Raw genomic sequence first — 23,364 nt, forward strand, 5'->3', positions numbered from 1 at the left:
AAATTTATAATAGTTCAGTGAAAAGCTAAACTACCGACTGAGAAAGAAATTATATATAACAGGGACAAAAAAAACAGCCCTAGGGTTGTTTAGATTAAAATGTGTAACTTACCCATTACACCCAATGTTCATGACTTTTGTCCGTTACCGTAATTCCACCACACAAAAATGTGCGGCGAATACACCGTGATCAGAGGTACTATTTGCTATCAATAAAGCTAACTTGGATGTTGTTTCCCACTTATTGAACTTACAATCTTTTCCCTAAAGCACTCGTGTATTTAGTTAAATTCCTTATCCAACAGTGTTGGATAAGGAATTTTGTTCTAATATTCATTAAGCACTGATTCGGCAACCGGACTGCCCAATAAGTCTGTATGAATAAAGATTATGCGTTTCTTTGGACTAGACTTCACAATGTATATCCATTGACTGCATGTGCTGTTACCCAAACACGCTTTAATTCTATAGATCTTGTTTTCTACCGGTTTAATGGCATAACTTCTACTACTGCCAGGTAAGGTAACTACCGGCTGCCAGTTTAAAGTAGGCAGCTCTTCACAATTCTCTGCACACAAAACACTTTCTATCACAAAGCTGGTTGCACCAGAAACTTGCTCCCATATTAGTTCATCACCTTTGTTTTCTGGTGCGAACACTACAACAACATCACTGGCAGCAGAGTATTCAGACTCACCTAAGTCGTTAATACCTCGCACTCTGAATTGTCGGCTACCATTAGACAGGTTATAAAATGTTACCGATGCTAATGCTTCTCTAAATGGCTGCACGACCCCTGTACCTGCTGATACAAGTGTCCAGTTTCCTGAGCCATATTTCACCTGAACATTATAAGAAGTTGCATATGGTGCTTTTGCCCATGTCACTTCTATATCATTTCCTTTGACCAATATAGTTGGCTTCTCTGGTACTTCTGGCACGCTAGCTTGAACAACAGATTGATTGCTTGGCGCAGAAAAAGACGAACATTGATCGTACAAGTTACACGCTTGCACCGTAAAAACACGCGTACCAGCATTAAGGCCTACTAGCTGTAATGAAACCGTTGACTTATCTTGGCTGACTTGAGACACGGTATTACCAGCAAAATATTTCGCTGGGAAGGCGTTGAATTGTACTTGTGCCTTGTAATAGCTAGCCCATGCTACACGCGGCCAAGTCAGTGTGACTGTATCGGCGACCGTCGTCGCGGCAGGCTTTGATGGCATACCTGGTGTCGGGGTATTAATCACCACACTATTACTGGCGGCCGTGTAGGTACTCATACAACGCAGTGCTGAACATGAAGTAACTCTAAACACTCTCGCACCGTCCAATAAGCCAGTAAATTGGTGCTTAACGACATCCCCCTCAGATGGCTGCGGGACTTTGATGACTTCTTGCCAGTCGCGGTTATTAAATTTAACTTGCAGTGTGTATGAGCTCGCCGAGGAGACTTTCTGCCACGACACTTCAATGTTGTTTTCTTGTTGCTGTGCCTGAATATAGTTTGGTAATGCCAAGGGCAATCTAACATTAATACTAGCAACTGAACTCTCAGCACAACCGACCGAGTTACATGCTTTTACGCGATAGTAGTAGTCATCCTCTGGTAAGTTTTGACGTACCAGCGAGGTTCCTTCTCCTACATATAAATAATCTTCTTGCTGCTCACCAATCAGTTGATATGTAATTGGTTTTGTGCCAGAACGACTCAACCAGTTCACTATATAGTTACCTGTTGTGCTTGATGATGGTACAGTTAAAGTAGGTATTGCAGGTGGTGCAATAACCACGATATTGCTGGCTGGCGTAAATTGTTCTGAGCAGTGGAATGCAGTACACACTGACACCCTAAAAGCCCTAACACCGTCATTTAAATTGTTCAACTGATAGCTAGCTGTCGACCCGCTAGGCTGTGCAACCTCTTTATAATTTTGCCACTCAGTGCTGTTAAACTTAACCTGCAGCATGTAAGACACCGCTGAATCAACTTTTTGCCAAGACACTAGCACGCCTCTACCTTCTTGCTCAGCCTTGATAAAGCTAGGTAAGGTGATAGGTAATCTCACTTTGATACCTTTTATATCTGAGTAATCGCCACATCCAGAGATATTGCACCCTCGCACCTTGTAATAATGGTCCCCTTCACGAATACCCGAACGTGATAGTGTGGTTGCCGATCCTGTATACAAGTTGCCAGATTGACCTTCACCAACTACTTCGTAACGCGCTGGCACACCGCCTTGCGTATCAGCTTGCCACGAAATCTGATAGCTACCCGTCTCACTCAATGTCGGTACTGTGAGTTGTGGTTTTCCTGGTAGTGGAGGTAATTCTACCGTCGTTGAGGTTGTTGGTGAGTAAGCGCTACAACCATATGAGTTACAAGCTCTCACACGGTAGTAGTACGTTCCGTTAGTAAGCGGCCCTCGATTGGACGAAGTGCTCATATTATCTGAAATAGTGCCTGAAGCCCCTTCACCAATCACTTCATATCGTGTCGCTTGCGGGCCCGAGGCTGCAGACCAAGTGACTGTAAAATACCCTGTATCATTTGTATGCGGGCTACTAATACTTGGCGTATTTGGAATTTTTGGCTTAGAAACGGTGGTAGATGTAGTTGGTGAGTAACTACTACATCCTGCCGAATTACACGCACGTACACGATAGTAGTAGGTGCCATCTGCTAGCGGTCCGCGACTTGAAGATGTGCCACCACCTGAATAAACATACCCAGAAAGGTTTTCACCAATTACTTCATAATAATTAGGACTAGCTCCTGAGCCTGCCGACCAACTGACGGTAAAATACCCATTTGAGCTCGTTGATGGACTGCTAATGCTTGGTGTGCCAGGTGGGTATTGTCTAGTTACACGTGTTGATACAACCGAAGAAAAACCACTACAGACTCCATTTTTACAAGCTTTAACACGGTAATAGTAAGTACCACTATCTAGTGGACCACGACTAGAAGAGGTTGCTGGGCCAGAGTAAACACCGCCCGATAAGCCTTCACCTATTACCACATAGCTGTCAGGTGTTTCACCGGAGCCGGCACTCCAGCTAATGCTGTAATAACCTGTCGTGTTGCTTGATGGTGCCCAAATGCTTGGCACACCTGGCGCACTGTATGCCTTCAAGCTAAGTCCAAAAGTGAGAAAAATGAAATAAAACACTTTTCTCAAATAAGTAATTCTGTCCATAAAATGTCAAGAGCCTTAATTGTTATTGATTTTTTGGGTGCATTAAAAGCTACGGATTGTACCTTTTCCAATAAAAACCGCAATGATGTATCCTTGCGAATAATGCAGTTGTTACGAGAAATTCTACTAATAAACTGCTTCTGCTTATGGGGGGGTTACAAAGTCGTATTTTCATCTATACCAAAGACTGAGGTCGACCAGCTAAACTGTTTACATTCACCTATGCTTATACTTAACAGCTACCAAGTAACAGCTCTTGGTTTTTAATATCCATGTTAATTTCTCCATAATCTTAAAAGCAGTGAATTATATAAAAAGGTAAAAATCAAAAATTTTTTGGGGACTAATGTAATGTTATTCAGTAAAAATAAGACCACACTTGTATTTGAAGTAAAAATTCGACGCTTTTGTTTTTTTGATAAAAAATAGAGTATCAATTCTTACATCCCACTCACTTTCTGCAATTCAAGAGCTACCTGCATCTTTTGTTAATTTTCAATTGATGTTACGTTAGTTCCTTATTATGATACACCGCCAAATTTACTAACATTATCAATTACAAATAAAAAATAGAAGGCTCATTATTCAAGTCTTTTAATCTGGAATCTTTGCCAACATGAAATCAATCTTTTTATTAAGCCTCTTTTTCATCAGCCTTAAAGCTTTTGCTTTAAACTCACCCCATTTAAGAATAAACCAATCCATAATCGAAAAAGGAGGTGGGGTCGATTTATCTTGGAATGCTCCAAGTGGAGCCACGCACTATAATCTCTGGGTTATCAAACCAGATGGAGTCAGCGCTAATTTCAGAAGCGGCTATACGAGCACTTCATTCCCTCGACGTAATATAAACTTTGTTGGCACACATACTTTCTATATCGAAGCATGTTCTGTATCTCAATGTTCTCGTTCAAACTCAGTTTCGCTTACTGTTGTCGAACCCCCACCTCCGGTGCCAAGTCCCGGTTTCCTTGCAGGGTTAAATGTAAGTAGAACAAATGTAGGTTATGGTGATTCAGTAAGAATTAGCTGGTCTGCTCCATATAATATGAACGGATTCCCTGTATATTATGATGTGTATGTCACTAAACCAGGTGTAGCTGGTAGCCCCTCAGAGAACTTTTTATGGTTCGATAATACAACCGCGACCAGTGCTACTCGGACAAACATCTATCGCAGGGGAACAACCCAAATACAAGTGAGAGCATGTAATCAGTACAATCAATGTGGCCCAATGAGCACTACTTCATTTACTGTAAGCGGAGAATTACCACAACCAAATTTCAGCGTAAGTAATCAGCAAATAAAGCAAGGCGAAAGTGTTTACTTATCTTGGTCAAATCACATCTACTACAATGAGCCCGTCACCTATAGCGTGTATGATGGCGATGTTCGAATAGCAAATGGCAGCGATATTCATTCGCTAAACTATACAATGAACAACCTAGGCTATCGCTACCTATCGATTGCTATGTGCAATAGTTATGGAGAATGTAGTGACCGAACAAAAACCAGAACTCAAATCAAGGTTTTGCCCACAATAGAAACATCTGTCGTAAAAGCCCTAAAACTTGATAAATATGAGATAGAATACGGTGACAGCATAACCGCTTCATGGCAACGCCCCGAAGGCTATACTTCTGACGACCAGCTGGTATACGACATCTATATAACGAAACCCAGCGCAATTGCGACAGAACCAGATGAACACTTTCTTTGGAAAGATAACCTAACTACAAATTATATTACTAGAGGCCCTATTTTTAGGCGAAGTAAAACAAAAATAGAAGTAGTCCCATGCCTTATCACTGGCGAGTGCGGTTTACCAATGTCCGTCACATATGATTTATCTGGAGATTCGCTACCACAGCCAATTCAATTTAAAACCATAGCTGACAAAGGTTATGTTGGATTTCCAGTCAGTTTTGATATTCAGATGCCGACTAACTTCAGTGAGGCTGTTACAAATCAAATTTGGGTCAAATACCCAAACACAAATCAATATAGTCGCTTTGACCCGAGCACAAAGCTTAGCACCAGAGGGCCGCATTTCTTCCAACTGGAAGTTTGTACAGTTAACACCCCCACGATATGTAATAAAAAGCAAGACACCGAGTTCAAATTGGATGTCACTCCATTAGTTGTTGAAAACCTGCGAGTCGATAAGCCTACGATTGAACTTAATCAATACGTTAATATTTCTTGGCAGAAGCCAGCAGGAATAAGTCACGAATTTGTTTATGATGTTTATATCACTAAGCCATCGGCAACAGGGAGTAGTGAAACCGAGACGGTCCTTTGGCACGACAATACGACAGATATATCACTCAATAGAGGACCCAATTATCGTTTAGGTAAAACTATCGTTGAGGTTGTTCCATGTACTGTTGATCAGAAGTGTGGTGAAAAAACACGAGTGGAATATACAGTGAGTGGTGGAAAACTACCGGATCCAGATACTTTTTCTACTGATAAAAATATCTACTATCAAGGACAGTGGCCTACATTCTCTTGGCAACTCCCCGAATTTTATAAAGAGACAATTAGACCCACTTTTTGGGTCAAAAAGCCATCCACATCAGCGCTCGTGAAATACGATGAGGGCACACCATTGAACGGCGTTGGATCTTATACTTTTTATCTCGAACTCTGCGATACACTTCCGACACCCACATGTAGTAATAAGTCTAATTCTTGGGTTACCGTATCAGTTACAGATAGTTTGGCGGCAATAACAGTCGCAGACTTGCAAGTTGACAAATCAACGATCAAGTTTGGTGAATCAGTAAATATTTCTTGGCGAAAGCCTCAGAGTATTACTGCGCCGTTAACTTACAATGTTTATATCTCCAAGCCAAGCACTATAAGTGGAGAACCCGATGAAACATTCTTGTGGCAAAGCAACTTTACTGGTACTCAGTTACAGCGCGGACCCAACTACAGAGTTGGTGGAGCTATTATCGTTGAAGTAGAACCTTGCTTGCAAAACGGCAGCTGTGGCTCAAAAGTATCAACAAGTTATAGAATATACGATTCACAATTGCCAAACGTATCATTTATAAACGTTCCTGAGCACTTTATACTAGAACAAAGCATTTTCCTAAACTGGCAGATCCACGAATTGTTCAAGGAGCATGCTACATATTCATTATATATGCGTGAACCTGGCAGCAATAACTTAAACTTGCTAGGAGAATTTGATTCAAATGTTCAAGCTTTGAGTTACAAATACAATTTAACTAAAGCGGGAATATACAAATTTTATGTACAAGCCTGCCTTACTGGGGAGAATAGGAATATTTGCAGCAACTTAGCTGCCTCTGAGCTCGTATTAACTGTAAAAAATGAACGCTTTGCCATTACCTTAAAAGATAAAGTCGTCAGCTGGAAAGCTATTTCAGGCGCACAAAAAATTGAGTTACAGCGTGCTAAATGCAGTTCCAAAGCAAACTGCAACAGCTCTATTCAGCGAGAGTGGTTAGAAATCCACGGAATTATTGCGACAGCAACAAGTTATACAATTGATGATGCTCTTGATGGTAACTATATTTATCGTGGAAGAACGTGCTTTCTTGAAAACAGTTGTACACAGTGGAGCTACGCCACTGACATGAAAGAGAAAAAAATAATATACATTCATACGGACTTACTTGGTAGCCCTATCGCTGAAACCCAATAAGTTAGAAAAGCCCAGGCTTCCATATTAAAAGGCTTTACTCAAACGCTGGGGGTAACCGATTCGAAAAGAGCTGGCCCCCAATTTTTTGACATGACTTTACGTGATTGTTCTGTTTTTATAGTAACCAAAAGTATGGAAACGAATTATGGCTAGAAAATGTAGAAACCACTCTCCTGAATTTAAAGCTAAAGGGACATTGGCTGCTAGCGGTGATAACACCGTCCCTGATTTAGCAGGAGGGTATAACATTCATGCAAATCAAATCTCCACATAGCAAAAGAACTGTTTGTAATTTGCAGCAATGACTTTTGCTTATGAGAGCCTGTTAGGTAAAGGCAATTCCGAATAAATAGATAAGCTTTAAGCCAAAATCAGTCAATTTGACTGAGCTAACTCAGATAAGAGTTGTTTACCAACAAACTTAAGTGAGCAATTGGCTGAGCAAGGTATCAATTTTAAATCAGATCAGCAAAGTAACAGTAGCATCACCCATTTCATCTTGGGACATAGCCGAGTATCAAAATAACTCGGCTTAAATTCCAATGCAGCTCTGCAGTAAGTACAAGTAAGTTAATTTTATTGCCTATGGCGCTATTTTTTAACTATTGGCTACTCTCAGCAACCGGATTACCCAATAGATCGGTATGAATAAAAACAACTCCCTTAGATTGAATAGGTTTTTCTTTTACGCTTACCTCATTTGAGTAGCTCCAACCAGAGCATCCGTCATTATTACAAGCCTTAGCTCGGTAACTATACAAGCCTGGTTCTAGGATATCGTTGGTTGCAATATTAATTGTATATACTTTGCGATTGCTCCATTTTCCATTGTCCACCCTAGCCTCAAGTACATAGCTTAATGCTCCTTGCACTATCGACCAAGTAACCTCAATATCATTTTCACCCTTGAGCACCGCCGTTACCTTCTCTGGATTCGGCGGCAAACTAATAATAGTGACAATCTCTGAGTAGCTCCAACTTGAACAACCGTGGGTATTACATGCTTTAAGTCTATATCGATACTTGTTTGGAGAAAGATCCTTGAATATATCCTGAGTGTCCAAATACTCTTTAGGTGTGGACCAAGAGCTGTCGTTAATCTTCACTTCTCGAATATAATATGCCGCTCTATCTACACTTGACCAAGATAGATAAATATCATTCTCATTCTTAATTACAGCGGTTACATGAGAAGGAGCATTGGCTGAAATTATCACACTAACAGTATTAGAGTAAGCCCAATTCGAGCAACCCCGATTATTGCATGCCCTTACACGGTATTGGTATTGATTCGGCACTGCATCTGTAAATGAAGCAAAAGTGCCTGAATATTTTCTTGGATTGATCCATGCCCCTGAATTAACACGGGCCTCTCGGATATAATAGTCCGCGCCAAAAGCAGTCGACCAGCTCACTTCCACAACATCCAAGTTTTTAATTGTTGCTGATACACTCGAAGGCACTAGTGGTATAGCTAACACAGTCACTGTATTTGAATACTTCCAATCAGAACAACCACTAGTATTACAAGACTTAACTCGATATCGATATTGATTCGGGAGGGCGTTGGAAAATGAAACCGAGGTCCCCGTATATTCATACGGATGTATCCAATTACCGTTACCAACTTGCGCTTCTCGAACATAGTAACTGGCACCACTAACTTTGGACCATGATATGTTGACATCATTTCCATTTTGAATTTCGGCTATTACTTGAGATGGAACTGAGGGAGGCCTAACCACATTAATAATATTAGAGTAGGTCCACTTCGAGCAACCTAGATAGTTACATGCTTTTACGCGGTATTGATATTTATTCAGCTCAGCATTATTAAAGGAAACAAAAGTGCCTGAATACTTTCTTGGGTTAATCCATGCCTCTGAATTAACACTAGCTTCCCGAATATAATAGTCCGCACCGAGAACTTTCGACCAGCGGATCTCCAGATCATCTAAATTTTTAATTATTGCTGATACACTTTCAGGTGCTGTTGGGGAATCAAAAACCGTTATTGTATTTGAATACTGCCAGCCAGAACAACTACTAGAATCACAAGCCTTAACTCGATATTGATATTGACCCGGGCGGGCGTTGGAAAATGAAACCGAGGTGCTTACATACTCGTTTGGGTTTATCCAAGAACCGGTTCCAACTTTAGCTTCGCGGATATATTTAGCTGCACCACTAACACTCCCCCACCGAATAGTAATATAATTGTTGTTACTTACACTCGCGACTACATTTTTAGGTGTTGATGGTGCTGCACTAGTATACACCGAAAACAGGGCTGCAAAAAGAAACACACCCCAAGCTAATACACCTTTTATCATGAAATATCCTTTGAATTACTTTCGACTGTCATTTCAAATCCATACAGAAAAAATGATATATAACACATCACTCAACCTTTATAGACTAGAAATTATATATCTCGTTATTATATATTTTTTTGTAAAACTCAGCCACCCTAATTTAATATAATAAGAGTGATACTCATCGAAAAATGGCTGAAGTAGTCAAACCTGAATATTGACTTTTTGATGCATAGGCTAGCCGAACCAAATCAGCATAAACTGAGAAGAAATAAAGTGAATGTCTTTTTATTGTTCTTCTGTTCCAGGTAGAGTGGATCTGGTGGTTCAATCAACCGGACTATGCAGTTGCATATTCCGGTCGACCGTAACCACTACGCATTTTTATTTGAACCACCAATAATTTTGTCTGAACCAAGCGGATGATGAGAATGGAACAGTCGTTAAAACTGAACAGCTCTAAACATCAAAATGAGAGGTGTAACCAACTAACATTAAAGGGAAAGATTTTATAGTGGTTTATAATTTCGTTATAAAGACATGAAAATAAATCAGCACCTCCTTGAAAACACGTGTTTTTGCGCGTAAAAATAGCGAGCATTATCCGTAGTGCCTAGTCATAAAAACGCTTTTTCATTATTATTAATAAATATCCTAAATTTTTATAGTTGAGCATTCAATTCTTATTGCGAGAAGAATATAAACATTGGGAGAAAGCGTCGCTTTTTCTATTTAAGCAGACTAACTTTCGACTTTCTTGATAATATTCACAAGAAAAAACGTTCATTCTAAGTCAGGCGCTCTAACAGTAAAAGTACCAACTCACGCTGGAAGTATTGAAATTCATCAGGGATATACAGTGGATATTAGCTGTGCAAAGAAAAAGAATGTTCACTGCTATTTCAAAATTAATGACTCTTAGCTCAAGTATAACAAAGCCTCATAATAGCGAGGCAATATAAATTACAAAAGGATTTACACAAAATCAAATTAAAGTAGGTGCCACTTATCTTTTACCTTGCTAATCTCATCGTTCACTCCTTGAACTTAGAATTTGAAATGATTTTGAAGAACTAAAAGCTTAGACAAGCCACCCCAACATGCAAATTGGAGTGGGTGTCCACGTTAAATTCCACGACAAGCTGATTTGCCGCTTCCTTGCTAATCCCATCGTTCACTCCTTGAACTCAGAATTTGAAATGATTTTAAAGAAACTAAAGCTTAGACAAAGCACTCAAGGTTTCAAGTTTGAGTGCCTGTCCATTTAGTTCTGTTCAGCGAAATTCAGCTAAATTTTTCCCATCTCTTTTTTGTATAAAAAATATAAAATTACACTCCCTATAACGTTCAGAAACAGCAAGGTTCCAATAGCAACAAAAAAGTTCTTTTTAAGCTTAATACAAACGAATAAAGGAACTACAAGCAGCACCACAAAAACAGCACTGATCAAAAAACCAACGATAGGATGTACAGTTGAACTTGCTGGCTCTAAAGATGAAACAACTAAAAAAGTTGCTAATAAAGTAAATTGCAACACAATTAAGAGAAGCCAAAATACTTTCATTTTTCTTAACTCCATATTTAAATCTCTCACTTCAACTTATCCAAATCCACTTCGACTGAAACTTTTACAAAAGCGGCTGTAACTTCTGCCTTAACTTTATTACCCTCAGCTGCCATTGAGCTATTACCATTGTTAACTTGTGCTGCTAATTTTGGCCCTTCAACAACTTGTGAAGTAACTCGAGAAACCCCTGAACTACTATCTGAAGTTTCTTCAACCTTAACAACTTGAGCTTTTGCTTCGAATGCTGCGGATTCAGCTTTGGCAGCAACCTCAATTGAAGTAACGTTTTCAGGCCCATTATCTCCATTTCTTACCTGCATCGACAACTCCCCACCAACACTAACTGTAGCATGAGGTGTTTTGACTCCAATACGCGCGCCTATCGCTGGCCCAGCACTTACAGTAGTTGCATTTCTCAGTGCCCTGTTTTGCTGAGGGGTAATCATTAGCCCTTGTGGATTATAAGAATTCATACCTGTCGGATCAGTATACTTATATGGGTTATTATTCGCATATGTGTAACGGTTGAATCCATGAATACCATTTGGAGTATTGAAGTGTCCAACCGTATCAACCGGATCATTCGAGTAAAACCGCCCGATAACTGGATCATAGTATCGTGCCTGCATATAACTTAGACCAAGCTCTTTATCAAACTTATGGCCGGTATAGCCTACATCATCTTTTGGCGTTTCCAACGTTTCACCAAACGGACGGTAGTGTTGACGACTATCAGCTTCCGACGTTGGTTTTACGTCGCCGTATTTGGCAATTAGCTTTTTGCCCAGGTAAATATAGTTAACGCCATCACCCGTTATGGTGTTGCCCTTTTCGCGATACAGCAAAGTGCCATCTTGCGAGTATAAGCTATAACTCGTTCCGTTTTGCTCTACTTGCTTAACGCGGCGATTATGTCCGTCATATAAATAGGTGTTATTTTTCGCTGAAGTAAGCTGGTTTGCTAAGTTAAAGTTAAGCTGGTAAGCACCGTTATTAATGATATTACCGCGCGTATCATAACCTAAGTTTGCATATTTGCCGTTGGTGCCTGATCCTTTAACGCTAGATAGACGGTTTGTCGTTCTGTTGTATGTGTAGGTCAGGTTTCTATCTTTACTTGTGTACGACTCGATATTTCCTAGCGCATCATATTTAATACTACTATTACCAATGGCCGTACCACCTGTGACCGAGGTCAATCTATGTAGACCATCGTAACTAAGGTTAGTTAAATTATAAGTAGGTTGTACCCCATCCAAGATAGCTGTGACATTACCCCCTTTATCAAAGCTATAGTCTAACTTAACGATATTTTTAGTATCTCGGCTGTCTTGGATCACATCAGGCAGTAGGCTAGTTTGGTTAAGGGTTAAGCTATGTGTAGCTCCATTGCCATAAGTAAAGCCCTTTAACATCCCATTCGCGTAGTAACTGGCACCTGTAGCAAATGTGAGTTCGACGTCATCTGTGCCTGCTTTATAGGTCACGGCGCGTGTCGGCTCACCATACCCATTTGGATTAAAGTACACTGTTGTGCCGTCAGGATAGGCCAAGTGGCTACGTTGCTGTAATGCGTTATAACCATAATCAATTTCTAAAGGGAGTTGACTTTTGATTAGAAGCTGCTCTACCTCTAGTAAGTTTTGGTTGTTATACACATAGCTATGCGTGACATCACCTGCAGTCAACCCTGTCACATTACCATTATTATCACGGGTATAGGTAACTGAAGGTGTATTACTGTTTTCAGGGTAGTTAATCTTATATAGGTCACCAACGTTATCGTAAACATACTCAATTGCATCAGCTGGTTTTGTTGCGACACAATCAGTATCTGTAACCCCTTCTTTTTTCCAAATCATTTGCCCTAGAGCATTATATCCAAATATTGTGTTACCCACATCTGGGCGTGTTATTACACAAAGGTTTTGGTTACTATCATAAACTCGCTTTTCTACAGCTGAAACCGCCGTTCCATCACTACTAGACCCTGATTGTGTAATAGCTTCCACTTTCCCAAATAGGTTAACGGCTATACTTGTATCTACCTCTTCGGGAGAGTCAATAAAGGTGGCAACTTCATATTCTGGAGCCCCAAATGCACGGTATGTTGTTGTGGTAACGTTCGAGAGTGGATCCGTCACTTTAATTTTATTGCCAGCGAGGTATTCATACTTAGTTTCACCAAGGCCCGATACACTTACTGTTTTTGTGCGGCCTAATGCATCATAAGTCGTGCTGCTCCCTTTTGACTCAGTACTATCAGTGCTAACAAATGAAGCAAAAGTCTGACGATTTTGATAGTCATACTCAAAGTTTTGATATCGAACACTGGTTGTTGCATCTGCATTTGCAGTGTCATCTATAGTTTTAGTCTGGGTGAGTCTCAGTAAATTGTCGTAGGTTTCTACTGTTTCAATAAGAGGTGCTGCTTCAGTGCAATTACTGTATTGATTTAACGTACAACGCTTGATGGTACGGGTATTGTTTACATCATCCCATACAAATTTTGAGTCTAACCACTCACCAGCTAAATTAACTGATGTGATACGGCCTACACTATCATATCCATAAGTCGTTTTGTTCCCATTAAAATCTTCGATACTTTCAACCCAACCATCATCGTTGATTGCTTTATGCAAACTGGTAGCGCCAGTGCCATATCGATTGGATACAGTAATATGCTGAGGTGTATTCCACTTATACTGTTCAAAAGTCATAAACCTCAATTTATCATTAAGCATTGATGCCTGATACAAGACATTCTTTTCGTTACCTGTGGAGTGATAGGTATTAAATGTCTTTTTTAGTTGACCATGTACATATATTTTTTCTGGCATTTGCACTGATTTAACACCGTTGAACGCTTTATATGTGACATTTGCTGCTATATGATCAGCACCATTTTCAATTGCAGAACTATGGATCTGTATCTTTCCTTGCTGACTTAAGTGGTGAGCTTTAAGATCATTAAAATAGGTTAGTTTTGTATGTCTTTCAGAGCCGCCACTACTTTTTTCAATTATATAACTGGGTTTATTATATTCATCAAAATATTTAATGTTTGACTCATAAGTATATGATGATAAAGCACCAGAACCATCGTCATCAAAGTAAGTGTAAGCCTTTTTTTTACTTAGCAGCTTTATGTCAGAAGTATAATTAATCCTAACAGGAGCAAATGGCACTCTTGAATTAGGAATATATGGATACATATAGTCAAATCCATAACTAGATGTGTACTTATATCCATAGTCAACCGACATAAATTTCACACCATCATTTTTATAAGTCACCTCTGAGAGTAGATTGTTATAGGTCGAGCCATAACGCATATCATATATATATGACTTCTTACTACCATCTGGAAAATATATAGTACTTACTCTTTTTTCTTCATCTGATGGTGATTTATCCCTATTATCTTTAAAATCAGTGGCCTTTATAAAACTAGAAGTGCCATTTTCATACGTATATTTCCATACGTATGATTCACCCGAGTCTAGAGTAATAGATTTGCCGACCAAACTGTTAGTGTATGTGGCGCGAGGGAGCCACACACGCTCAACGCCACCATGTCCATCGTGAACATTGTGAAACATATTAATTTCTGGCACACCAGACTGAGCTAAGCAGTTCGTTGATTTCCAGAATGATCCCACTGTTCCATTGGGGTGCGTTATTTTAATGTATAAATCACTATCAATAAATTTATTAAATGGCACATTTATAGAGAGAGCGCATGTATTAGATCTAAAACTGCTTTCATTACTTTGATTTCTCTTCCAAGATGAGTAACGAGACCAGTTCGGCATTTCAATTTCCCAGAACAATTCATTTGGGAGTGTAATTTTTGAAAGACTCTTTTTGTTATAATATATCCCCTCATTCTTATCACTATAACTATAGAACCACACCCTCTCATTAAAATCTATACTACTAATAAAACCATCAGTCCACGTCACATTTACAACCTGGCCGTCAGATGTTGATATTTTTGAAATATTACCATCTGCATATTCAAAATTAATATAATTTCCAAATTTATCCTCTACTTTAGACGGCAACATAAATATATTAAATTTATTATAGTAAAGGCTGATTGGTGTAGTATCACCACCTTCTGGTGGTTGAGGTATTTGACAATCCCAAGTGCATCGTTCTGGAGCACCTTCATTACCACTATATGCCGCATAGCGTTGATATGGATCTTGAATTGTCTTTTCAATATCTAAGGTGTAAGTAATCCCTTGATCAGTCGTGACTTTAAAGCCTTCTCGCTTAGTTGTATTGTTTTGAATACATTCAATCTTGTGATTGCCTGTAGTCACCCGATCAAACTTGCCTCGCTCAGACTCAAGTAAAATATAAGATGGCTCATTCGGCAATGATAAGGTATCTCCCGCCCAATATTGCGCGTGATTAACTTCATAACTATTGCCTTCATATGAAAATCCAACATCAGGCTTTCCAATACCACCACTACATGCCTTACCTTCAACCCAATCATGGCCACCATGAGACTTATAATCTGGTCGAACTGCTTTTGATGAAAAAATCTCTACGTAACTAGATCTGATGTGAGGAAGTTTCAAGCTCCAATCTGCAAAATCTTGTGTTTGTGCAGCTAAAGAGTCAGTATCCGAGTGCGTGCGCTCAATGGCAAATGTTAGTCCTCCGTTAACGGTAATCACTAAATCACGTTGAGAAAAATTAAGACCTCCAGTAGCGTAATCGACGGTGTCTCCCATCAAGTCCGTGGTCAGCGTCTCAACATCTGTACTGTTAGATGTGAAATCTTTATAGTTATATCCATAATCAGGAAGCTGTGAAGAGCTATGAGCGCTTACACTTGCAAATGCAATCGCTAGCCCACTTAAGAAAATAAAGTACTTACTTTGAATCATAAAAACTAATATACCTTTTCAATTATCCAAAAACACATGTTAATTATCTATATAAATCGAAATATCACAGTCCTAATTTTTTATTTCACTCTCTGCCACCGGACTCCCTAATAAATCTGTATGTATAAAGATGAGTTTTTTGGCACTTGGAAGAAATACCTTTTCCGCAAAGGAAGTATACTGTTGATTAAAAACAGCCTTGGCACAAAGTTTTGGTTTAGTGCTATTGGTATCAATGACGATGGCCGCAATATACTTCTCCCATGTCACGCTAGCCGCGTTGCAACTCGTTGCTTTTTCAACAATGGCATAACTCAATTCGGCGTCCGTGATAGGATGACTTATTGTCATTGATGTTTCGCCCTGAAGTATTACAGGATTAACTAACTTGTTTGATACAACCAAATCAGCGGTCAAATACTCTGAAGGATTGGCAGGAAAGCGTTGAGTCTTGGCTTCGTCAACAAAGCACTCCCATTGTGTTGGATAACTTCTAGATTCAACAAACTGATGCCTGCCGTTATCACCTTTAGGGCCCCGCCAATTCTCTTCTGGTACACCCTCTTTTATAGCTCTGCAGGAATGTACACCTTCAATATCCCAATAGAATGTACCCACTTCACCTAAATCAAAGCGTGTTTTAGACCATTCAAAGCGCTTTTCAACCGGGACTACATCCATTCCATACACAACAAATTGTTGACTTGTACCGCATCCTGTACCTTCAGGGTTACAAGCGACTACCTCATAGATATTTTTACCTACACGAGAAACAGTTACTAGCGCGCTCCTAGCAGAGCTTCGTTGAACCTCTTTTCCATCTGCAAATACCACGTAAACCACTCCTGGAACTTCTCCTCCCGCAGAACCCCAGGTGAGCTGTACCTGTGAGCCAACTTTTGCTGAGCTAGCAGAGCCAGCGAAGTCACTTACAGAGCCGGGCGTGGTATAAAAGAATATAGGGAGTGCTTGTGAGCGAGGCGCGCAACCTCCTTGATTACATGCCTCTACGCTATAAAATCGGCGACCATAGTTGTTATGGCTAATACTCTTGCTACTACCACTACCTTGGTACACTAGAACATCGTCTTCGTAGAGTCGATATCTATCCGCACCTGTTACCGTATTCCAGCGAACCGCTATTGGCTGATTAACAGGCTGATAACCGACATCGAAGGTAACTTGAGGTGAAGTACTTGGAGGATCAATCGTGCCTATTACAGAGTGGCGCTTGGATGTACCGCACCCCGCTCCTTGTGGGTTACAAGCTACCACCTCGAAGTTATTGTTACCCACTAAGGTGACATCAACTGATGCAGTCATGGCTGAGCTTCGCTGCACTTCTCTTCCATTTGCAATTACCGCGTAAACCACTCCAGGAACTTCCCCTCCTGCATGGCCCCAATTTAACTGTACCTTTGCTCCGACTTTTGCAGTATTAACTGAGCCTGTTAAGTTGCTTACAGCGCCTGGCGTAGTATAAAAGAATATAGGAAGTGCTTGTGAGCGAGGCGCGCAGCCTCCTTGGTTACACGCTTCAACACTATAAAATCGACGACCATAGTTATTATGGTTAATACTCTTGTTACTTTCACTACCTTGGTACACTAGAACATCGTCTTCGTATAGTCGATATCTATCCGCTCCAGTTATCGTTCCCCATCGAACCGTTATTGGCTGATTAACAGGCTGGTAGCCGGCATTAAAGCTAACTTGAGGTGAAGAACTAGGTGGATCCATTGTACCTATTACCGTGTGGCGTTTGGATGTACCACACCCAGTCCCTTGAGGATTACAAGCTACTACCTCATAGTTATTGTTACCCACTAAGGTGACATCAACTGATGCACTCATCGCTGAGCTTCGCTGCACTTCTCTTCCGTTTGCAATTACCGCGTAAACCACTCCAGGAACTTCCCCTCCTGCATGGCCCCAATTTAACTGTACCTTTGCTCCGACTTTTGCAGTATTAACTGAGCCCGTTAGGTTGCTTACAGCGCCCGGTGTAGTATAGAAAAAAACTGGAATTGCCTGTGATCTAGACGCACAACCTCCTTGATTGCACGCTTCAACGCTATAGTAGCGATGCCCATAATTGCTCAGCTTTACGACAGTGCTTCTACCACTGCCACCATAGATATAGGTTCCGTCTTGATATAATCGATAAGAAGTAGCGCCAGACACTGCCCCCCAACTAATAGTAAGAGATTGATTTACCGGTTGGTAACTCGCAGCAGGACTCGCCACTGGTGAATATGACGGCCTAGGAGGAAGTGGCTCTCGAACGACCCTTGTTGCTCTTAAATCTACACGATTCCCTTGGTAGTCCTCACAAAACCAATGCGTCGTGTGCGCTCCTGCACTCGTGTATCGGTGCGGTCCTGAACGCCCAGAGGTAGCCCTCGGACTCGTATTTCCACTACTATGCGGATATGCCTGACAATACTTTGCCCCTTCAACATTCCAATAGAAAGTCGTGCTTTCACCAACATCAATGACAGAAGGCGACCAGCTAAACTGCTTTACACTCATTTGCGCTTTTACTTGGAAGCTTCCGAGCAACAGTACTAGCGCTAGCTTTTTGATATCCATTCTAATTTGTCCGCAATTTTAAAAGCGAAGAATTGTATAGAAAATAGGGAATAAATAAAAGTCTCAATGATAACAAACGTAACAACAGTTAAGCCTAATGAAGCCATTTAGGGATCTTGGAGGCTAAACCCAAGCGCTTACAAACGTGTCGCGAATTGACAGCGAACACCTACCCAAACGCTGAACAGGGCAAATTTACTCAGCTGGCCATAATTAACGTGGGGAATATTAAACCAGACAGCTAGAAAGGTAATAATGAGTCAATGCTCAACTCATTAATAAAAATAGAACAGGAGCCATATATGGCTCCTAATCATCGCGAATATTAACCCAATAGTTCACCTAACTGTTTGCTTACCGCATCAACAGCTTGTGTACCATCTAGTTTGTGATATTGCGTGTTACCAGCATCCGCTTCCGTACTATAGTAGTCTACTAGTGGTTTAGTTTGCTCATGGTAAATCGCTAGACGTTTACGGACTGTCTCTTCAGTGTCGTCATCACGAATGATTAGGTCTTCACCCGTTACGTCATCTTTGCCTTCTACTTTAGGCGGGTTATAAACGATGTGGTAAACACGACCAGAACCTGGGTGTACACGACGACCGCTCATACGCTCAACGATGATCTCATCTGCTACGTCAAATTCGATAACATGGTCAACTTTGATGCCATTTTCTTTCATTGCATCTGCTTGTGGAATTGTGCGTGGGAAGCCATCAAGCAAGAAGCCATTTGCACAATCTTCTTTTGCGATACGCTCTTTTACCAAGCCGATAATGATTTCATCAGATACTAGTTGACCTGCATCCATGACATTTTTCGCTTCAAGACCCAACGGAGTCCCTTCTTTGATAGCAGCACGTAACATGTCGCCTGTAGAGATCTGAGGGATCCCATATTTGTCCATTAGAAATTGAGCTTGAGTACCTTTACCTGCACCCGGCGCGCCTAGCAAGATGATGCGCATAATTGAATCCTCGTTTGGAGTTATTGGTGTTTGTGTGGTGAATTTTTCCATATACGGTGCCGATCCTCAAGGAACTTATACTAATTGATAAGGAAGAATGGCAATTTTTCCGTCAAAAACAAAAAAGCTCCGCTATCTGCAGAGCTTTTGGTCAGAAATTAATCCTGATTATAAAAATGCACCTAGTGCTTTAACTTGGTCTAGCATGCGGCAAGAGAAGCCCCATTCGTTATCATACCAAGCCATCACTTTTACCAGCTTTCCATCTACTTTGGTTTGTGTTGAGTCAAACACTGAAGAAGCCGGGTTGTGGTTGAAATCGATAGAAACCAAAGGTAATTCATTGTACTCAAGGATTGCACTCATCGCGCCCTCAGCAGCCGCTTTGATTGCTGCATTCACTTCTTCTTTTGAAGTGTCACGCTTGGCAACAAACGTTAAATCAACCAGTGATACGTTGATGGTTGGCACACGAACCGCCATACCGTCTAGTTTGCCAGCAAGTTCAGGAAGCACTAACCCAACCGCCTTTGCCGCGCCTGTTTTCGTCGGGATCATCGACTGAGTGGCACTACGCGCACGATATAAATCAGGGTGGTAAACGTCTGATAGATTCTGATCGTTGGTGTAGGCATGAATGGTTGTCATGCTACCTTGCTCAATACCAATAGTATCATTCAATACTTTTGCAATAGGCGCAAGACAGTTTGTGGTGCAAGATGCGTTAGAGATAATGGTTGATTCAGCATTTAGCACTTCGCTGTTAACACCATGAACAACCGTGGCATCCATATCTGTGCCCGGCGCAGATACAATCACTTTTTTCGCACCGGCTTCAATGTGTTTAGCCGCAGCTTCGCGAGACGTGAACAACCCAGTACATTCAAGCACGATATCAACGTTTAGTGCTTTCCAAGGAAGATTTGCAGGGTCACGCTCTTGCGTTAGCGTGATTTCGTCACCACCGATGACGAGTGTGTTGTCGTTAAGAACAACTTGTTCTTGAAAGCGACCATGTACAGAGTCAAATTGGGTCAAATGCGCGTTTACGTTCGCAGGCGCGAGATCGTTGATGGCAACGACTTTGATGTCTTTATTCTGACCTGACTCGTACAGTGCACGAAGTACGTTACGACCGATACGTCCATAGCCATTAATTGCGATATTAATCATGATAACTGTCCCCTAATCTATTTTACTTCACTTGCTTGTTTCGCAAGCGCTTCAATGGCTTGCCAGTCTTTGTTTGCGATAAGTGCTTTATCAAGCATCCAAGTACCGCCCACACATACCACATTGTCGAGTGCAAGATACTTAGGTGCAGTTGCCAACGAAATACCACCCGTTGGACAGAATTTAACTTGTGGAATTGGTCCACCAATGGATTTAAGCATTGGTGCACCACCTGCAGCTTCTGCTGGGAAAAACTTTAAGAATTCAAAACCGTGACTTGCAAGCTTCATCACTTCGCTTGGCGTTGCAGCACCTGGAAGAAATGGAATACTTGACGACTTAGCCAGTTCCAATAATTCGTCATTAACACCTGGACTTACCATGAAGTCAGCGCCGGCTTCTACAGAGGCATTAAAGGTTGCCTTATCCACTACCGTACCAGTACCAACATAGGCGTCTGGTAAGGCCGCTTTAATGTCTTTTACCGCTTGCGCTGCCACCGGTGTACGAAGTGTCACTTCAAGTGCTTTTAAGCCACCATTAAACAATGCCGTAGCAAGCGGCACCGCGTCTTCTAGGTTATCAATAACGATAACCGGAACCACTGGTGCTGCTGACAATATCTCTTTAATACTCATGCTCACCCTCATTCCCACTGTTATTATTCTTCGATGCCAAATGAGCATGCGCCTTGATCTGCACTGCTCACTACGTGTCTAAATCCTGAGAATAGCTCTCGACCCGTACCAAATGTTTGCGATTGCGGTGAAAGCTGTAATTCGCGCTGTGCCATTTCTTCATCAGAAACATGTAGCACTAATTCGCCTTTTGGTGCATTTAAGGTGATCAAATCACCTTCGTGTACTTTTGCAATTGCACCACCTTCAACCGCTTCCGGCGCAAGGTGGATCGCCGCAGGTACTTTACCCGAAGCGCCAGACATACGACCATCAGTCACAATCGCCACTTTAAAACCTTGGTCTTGTAATGTAGCCATGACAGGTGTCAGTTTATGTAACTCAGGCATACCTTTCGCTTTAGGGCCTTGCTCTTTGATCACGGCAATAAAGTCTTGGTTAAGCTTGCCAGCAGTAAAGGCTTCTTGTAATTCGCTTTGAGAGCTGAATACTTTCGCCGGTGCAGTCACCGTTTGGTGCTGCTCTTGTACCGCAGACACTTTAATCACCGCTTTACCCAAATTACCATTAAGTAGTTGCAAGCCGCCTTGCTTGTTAAATGGATTTGCTACTGGGCGAAGTACTTCTTCATCCAGTGAATTCTCAGGTACTGGTACCCACTTCACTTTGGCAGGACCTTGATTATCGCTGATGATCACATTGTTGTTGATATCCAGTAGCGGTTCCATCGTGTAAGCATCAAGTCCTTCACCCACAATCGTTTTTACGTCATTGTGTAAGAAGCCGCCATCTCTTAATTCACGCATTAAGAAGCCCATACCACCAGCCGCTTGGAAGTGGTTTACATCGGCATGACCATTTGGATAAATACGCGTTAATAACGGCACTACTTCAGACAAATCCGCCATGTCTTTCCAAGTGATTTGAACGCCTGCCGCTTTTGCCATTGCAACTAAGTGAATGGCATGATTGGTAGAACCACCGGTAGACAAAAGGCCGACCAAGCCATTGATCACGGTTTTTTCACTCACGATATCCGCAAGTGCATTGCCGCTTTTACCGTCAAGTAGCTGAGTTAGCATGGTTTCAACCGCACTCGCCGTTAAGCCATCTCTTAATTCAGTGTATGGGTTGATAAACGAGCTACCAGGTAAATGAAGACCCATGATCTCCATTAACATCTGGTTCGAGTTCGCCGTACCGTAGAAAGTACAAGTACCTGCACTGTGGTATGAAGCACTCTCAGCTTCCAGTAACTCTTCGCGGCTGACTAAGCCTTGTGCAAACTTTTGACGAATACGTGCCTTTTCTTTGTTCGGGATCCCTGATTGCATTGGACCTGCAGGTAAAAAGAAAATGGGCAAATGGCCAAAAGACAAAGCACCGATTAATAGTCCTGGGACAATTTTGTCGCATACACCAAGACAGAAAACCCCATCGAAGACATCGTGTGATAACGCCACCGCTGTTGACATGGCAATGACGTCACGAGAGAACAAAGACAGTTCCATGCCATCTCGGCCTTGGGTAACCCCGTCACACATAGCAGGTACACCACCCGCTACTTGCGCAGTCGCGTCAAACTTGTTTGCCACTGCTTTAATTAAATCTGGATATTCTTTATAAGGTTCGTGCGCAGACAACATGTCATTGTACGAATTGATAATTGCTAGGTTTGGTTGCTCGTCTTCTTTTAGGCGAGCCTTATCACTGCTTGAGCAAGCAGCCATTACGTGTGCTAGGTTTCCACAGCCCAGGCCCGCTCGTACGCGCGTTTGTTTTTTTGCTTGTTGGATTCGAGCTAAATAGGCTTGACGTGTTGCTTTGCTTCGCTCAATGACGCGTTCGGTGACTTCCTGAATTCGTGGATGCAACATATTACTGACTCTCTAGTGTTAGAGGAAAAAGGCTCTGCACGATTACCAGCATTCGTGGTAATCCTTGTACAGAGCTGCTTTGATTTACCCGTTCAAAGGTACGCTATCAGGTTGTCTCTCACCCCAACCTGACACCGGTGTCACTATATTTACGCATAAAGCTGACACCGGTGTCAACCCTTCTTATAAATTTAGTCTAACTTTTTAAAATGACCAAATTATAACCGCTTAAAACTTTGCCGATATCTACGGTATTAAAATCATTACCTAACTGATTTTATTAGTAATTATTATGACAAAAAGCATAATATTAATGATTGAGCGAAATCATTATTTGGTAGGGAGTTTACAATGAGCCTTAACTTGGCAACGTGACCTTCAATCACTGGGTCAGCGAGCCTGATTATCGCGACATAAATCTGCGCATTTATCTAGTCCGC

Annotated in this window: 10 protein-coding genes and 1 pseudogene; 2 read left to right on the top strand and 9 right to left on the bottom strand. The window is 41.3% G+C overall.

The genetic code is table 11. The features are described 5' to 3' along the window. Positions 1-326: 326 nt before the first annotated feature. Positions 327-3,143, bottom strand: a complete 2,817-nt coding sequence (locus EXT48_RS09865; RefSeq protein WP_130164357.1) for a hypothetical protein — start codon at positions 3,141-3,143, stop codon at positions 327-329. A 679-nt stretch (positions 3,144-3,822) separates the two neighbouring features. Here EXT48_RS09865 and EXT48_RS09870 point away from each other — a divergent pair. Continuing rightward, the gene (locus EXT48_RS09870) at positions 3,823-6,885 is read left to right on the top strand and encodes a hypothetical protein (RefSeq protein WP_130164358.1); all 3,063 of its coding nucleotides are present in this window, start codon (positions 3,823-3,825) and stop codon (positions 6,883-6,885) included. 145 nt (positions 6,886-7,030) lie between these two features. Further along, a pseudogene (locus tag EXT48_RS23855) lies at positions 7,031-7,231 on the top strand (IS3 family transposase); the annotation flags it as partial. Between the two features lie 256 nt (positions 7,232-7,487). Here EXT48_RS23855 and EXT48_RS09875 read toward each other — a convergent pair. The 8 genes from EXT48_RS09875 to edd form a co-directional block, all read right to left on the bottom strand. Next, positions 7,488-9,218, bottom strand: coding sequence for a fibronectin type III domain-containing protein (locus EXT48_RS09875; RefSeq protein WP_130164359.1), 1,731 nt, complete (start codon positions 9,216-9,218; stop codon positions 7,488-7,490). A gap of 1,270 nt (positions 9,219-10,488) precedes the next feature. Further along, positions 10,489-10,764, bottom strand: a complete 276-nt coding sequence (locus EXT48_RS09880) for a hypothetical protein (RefSeq protein ID WP_130164360.1) — start codon at positions 10,762-10,764, stop codon at positions 10,489-10,491. A gap of 26 nt (positions 10,765-10,790) precedes the next feature. Then, positions 10,791-15,674 carry an RHS repeat domain-containing protein gene (locus tag EXT48_RS23860; protein ID WP_130164361.1) on the bottom strand — a complete coding sequence of 1,628 codons (4,884 nt, stop codon included), beginning with the start codon at positions 15,672-15,674 and terminating at the stop codon, positions 10,791-10,793. A gap of 72 nt (positions 15,675-15,746) precedes the next feature. Beyond that, positions 15,747-18,266: a hypothetical protein gene (locus EXT48_RS09890; RefSeq protein WP_130164362.1), complete on the bottom strand. Its 2,520-nt coding sequence runs from the start codon at positions 18,264-18,266 to the stop codon at positions 15,747-15,749. 325 nt (positions 18,267-18,591) lie between these two features. After that, positions 18,592-19,236, bottom strand: a complete 645-nt coding sequence (adk, locus tag EXT48_RS09895) for an adenylate kinase (RefSeq protein ID WP_130164363.1) — start codon at positions 19,234-19,236, stop codon at positions 18,592-18,594. 168 nt (positions 19,237-19,404) lie between these two features. Beyond that, positions 19,405-20,409 carry a type I glyceraldehyde-3-phosphate dehydrogenase gene (gene gap / locus EXT48_RS09900; protein ID WP_010604051.1) on the bottom strand — a complete coding sequence of 335 codons (1,005 nt, stop codon included), beginning with the start codon at positions 20,407-20,409 and terminating at the stop codon, positions 19,405-19,407. A gap of 17 nt (positions 20,410-20,426) precedes the next feature. Continuing rightward, positions 20,427-21,047, bottom strand: coding sequence for a bifunctional 4-hydroxy-2-oxoglutarate aldolase/2-dehydro-3-deoxy-phosphogluconate aldolase (locus EXT48_RS09905; protein ID WP_010378022.1), 621 nt, complete (start codon positions 21,045-21,047; stop codon positions 20,427-20,429). A 23-nt stretch (positions 21,048-21,070) separates the two neighbouring features. After that, positions 21,071-22,924 carry a phosphogluconate dehydratase gene (gene edd / locus EXT48_RS09910; RefSeq protein WP_130164364.1) on the bottom strand — a complete coding sequence of 618 codons (1,854 nt, stop codon included), beginning with the start codon at positions 22,922-22,924 and terminating at the stop codon, positions 21,071-21,073. Positions 22,925-23,364: the final 440 nt, after the last annotated feature.

Source organism: Pseudoalteromonas sp. CO348 (assembly GCF_004208845.1).
In the GTDB taxonomy this organism is placed as follows: domain Bacteria; phylum Pseudomonadota; class Gammaproteobacteria; order Enterobacterales; family Alteromonadaceae; genus Pseudoalteromonas; species Pseudoalteromonas maricaloris.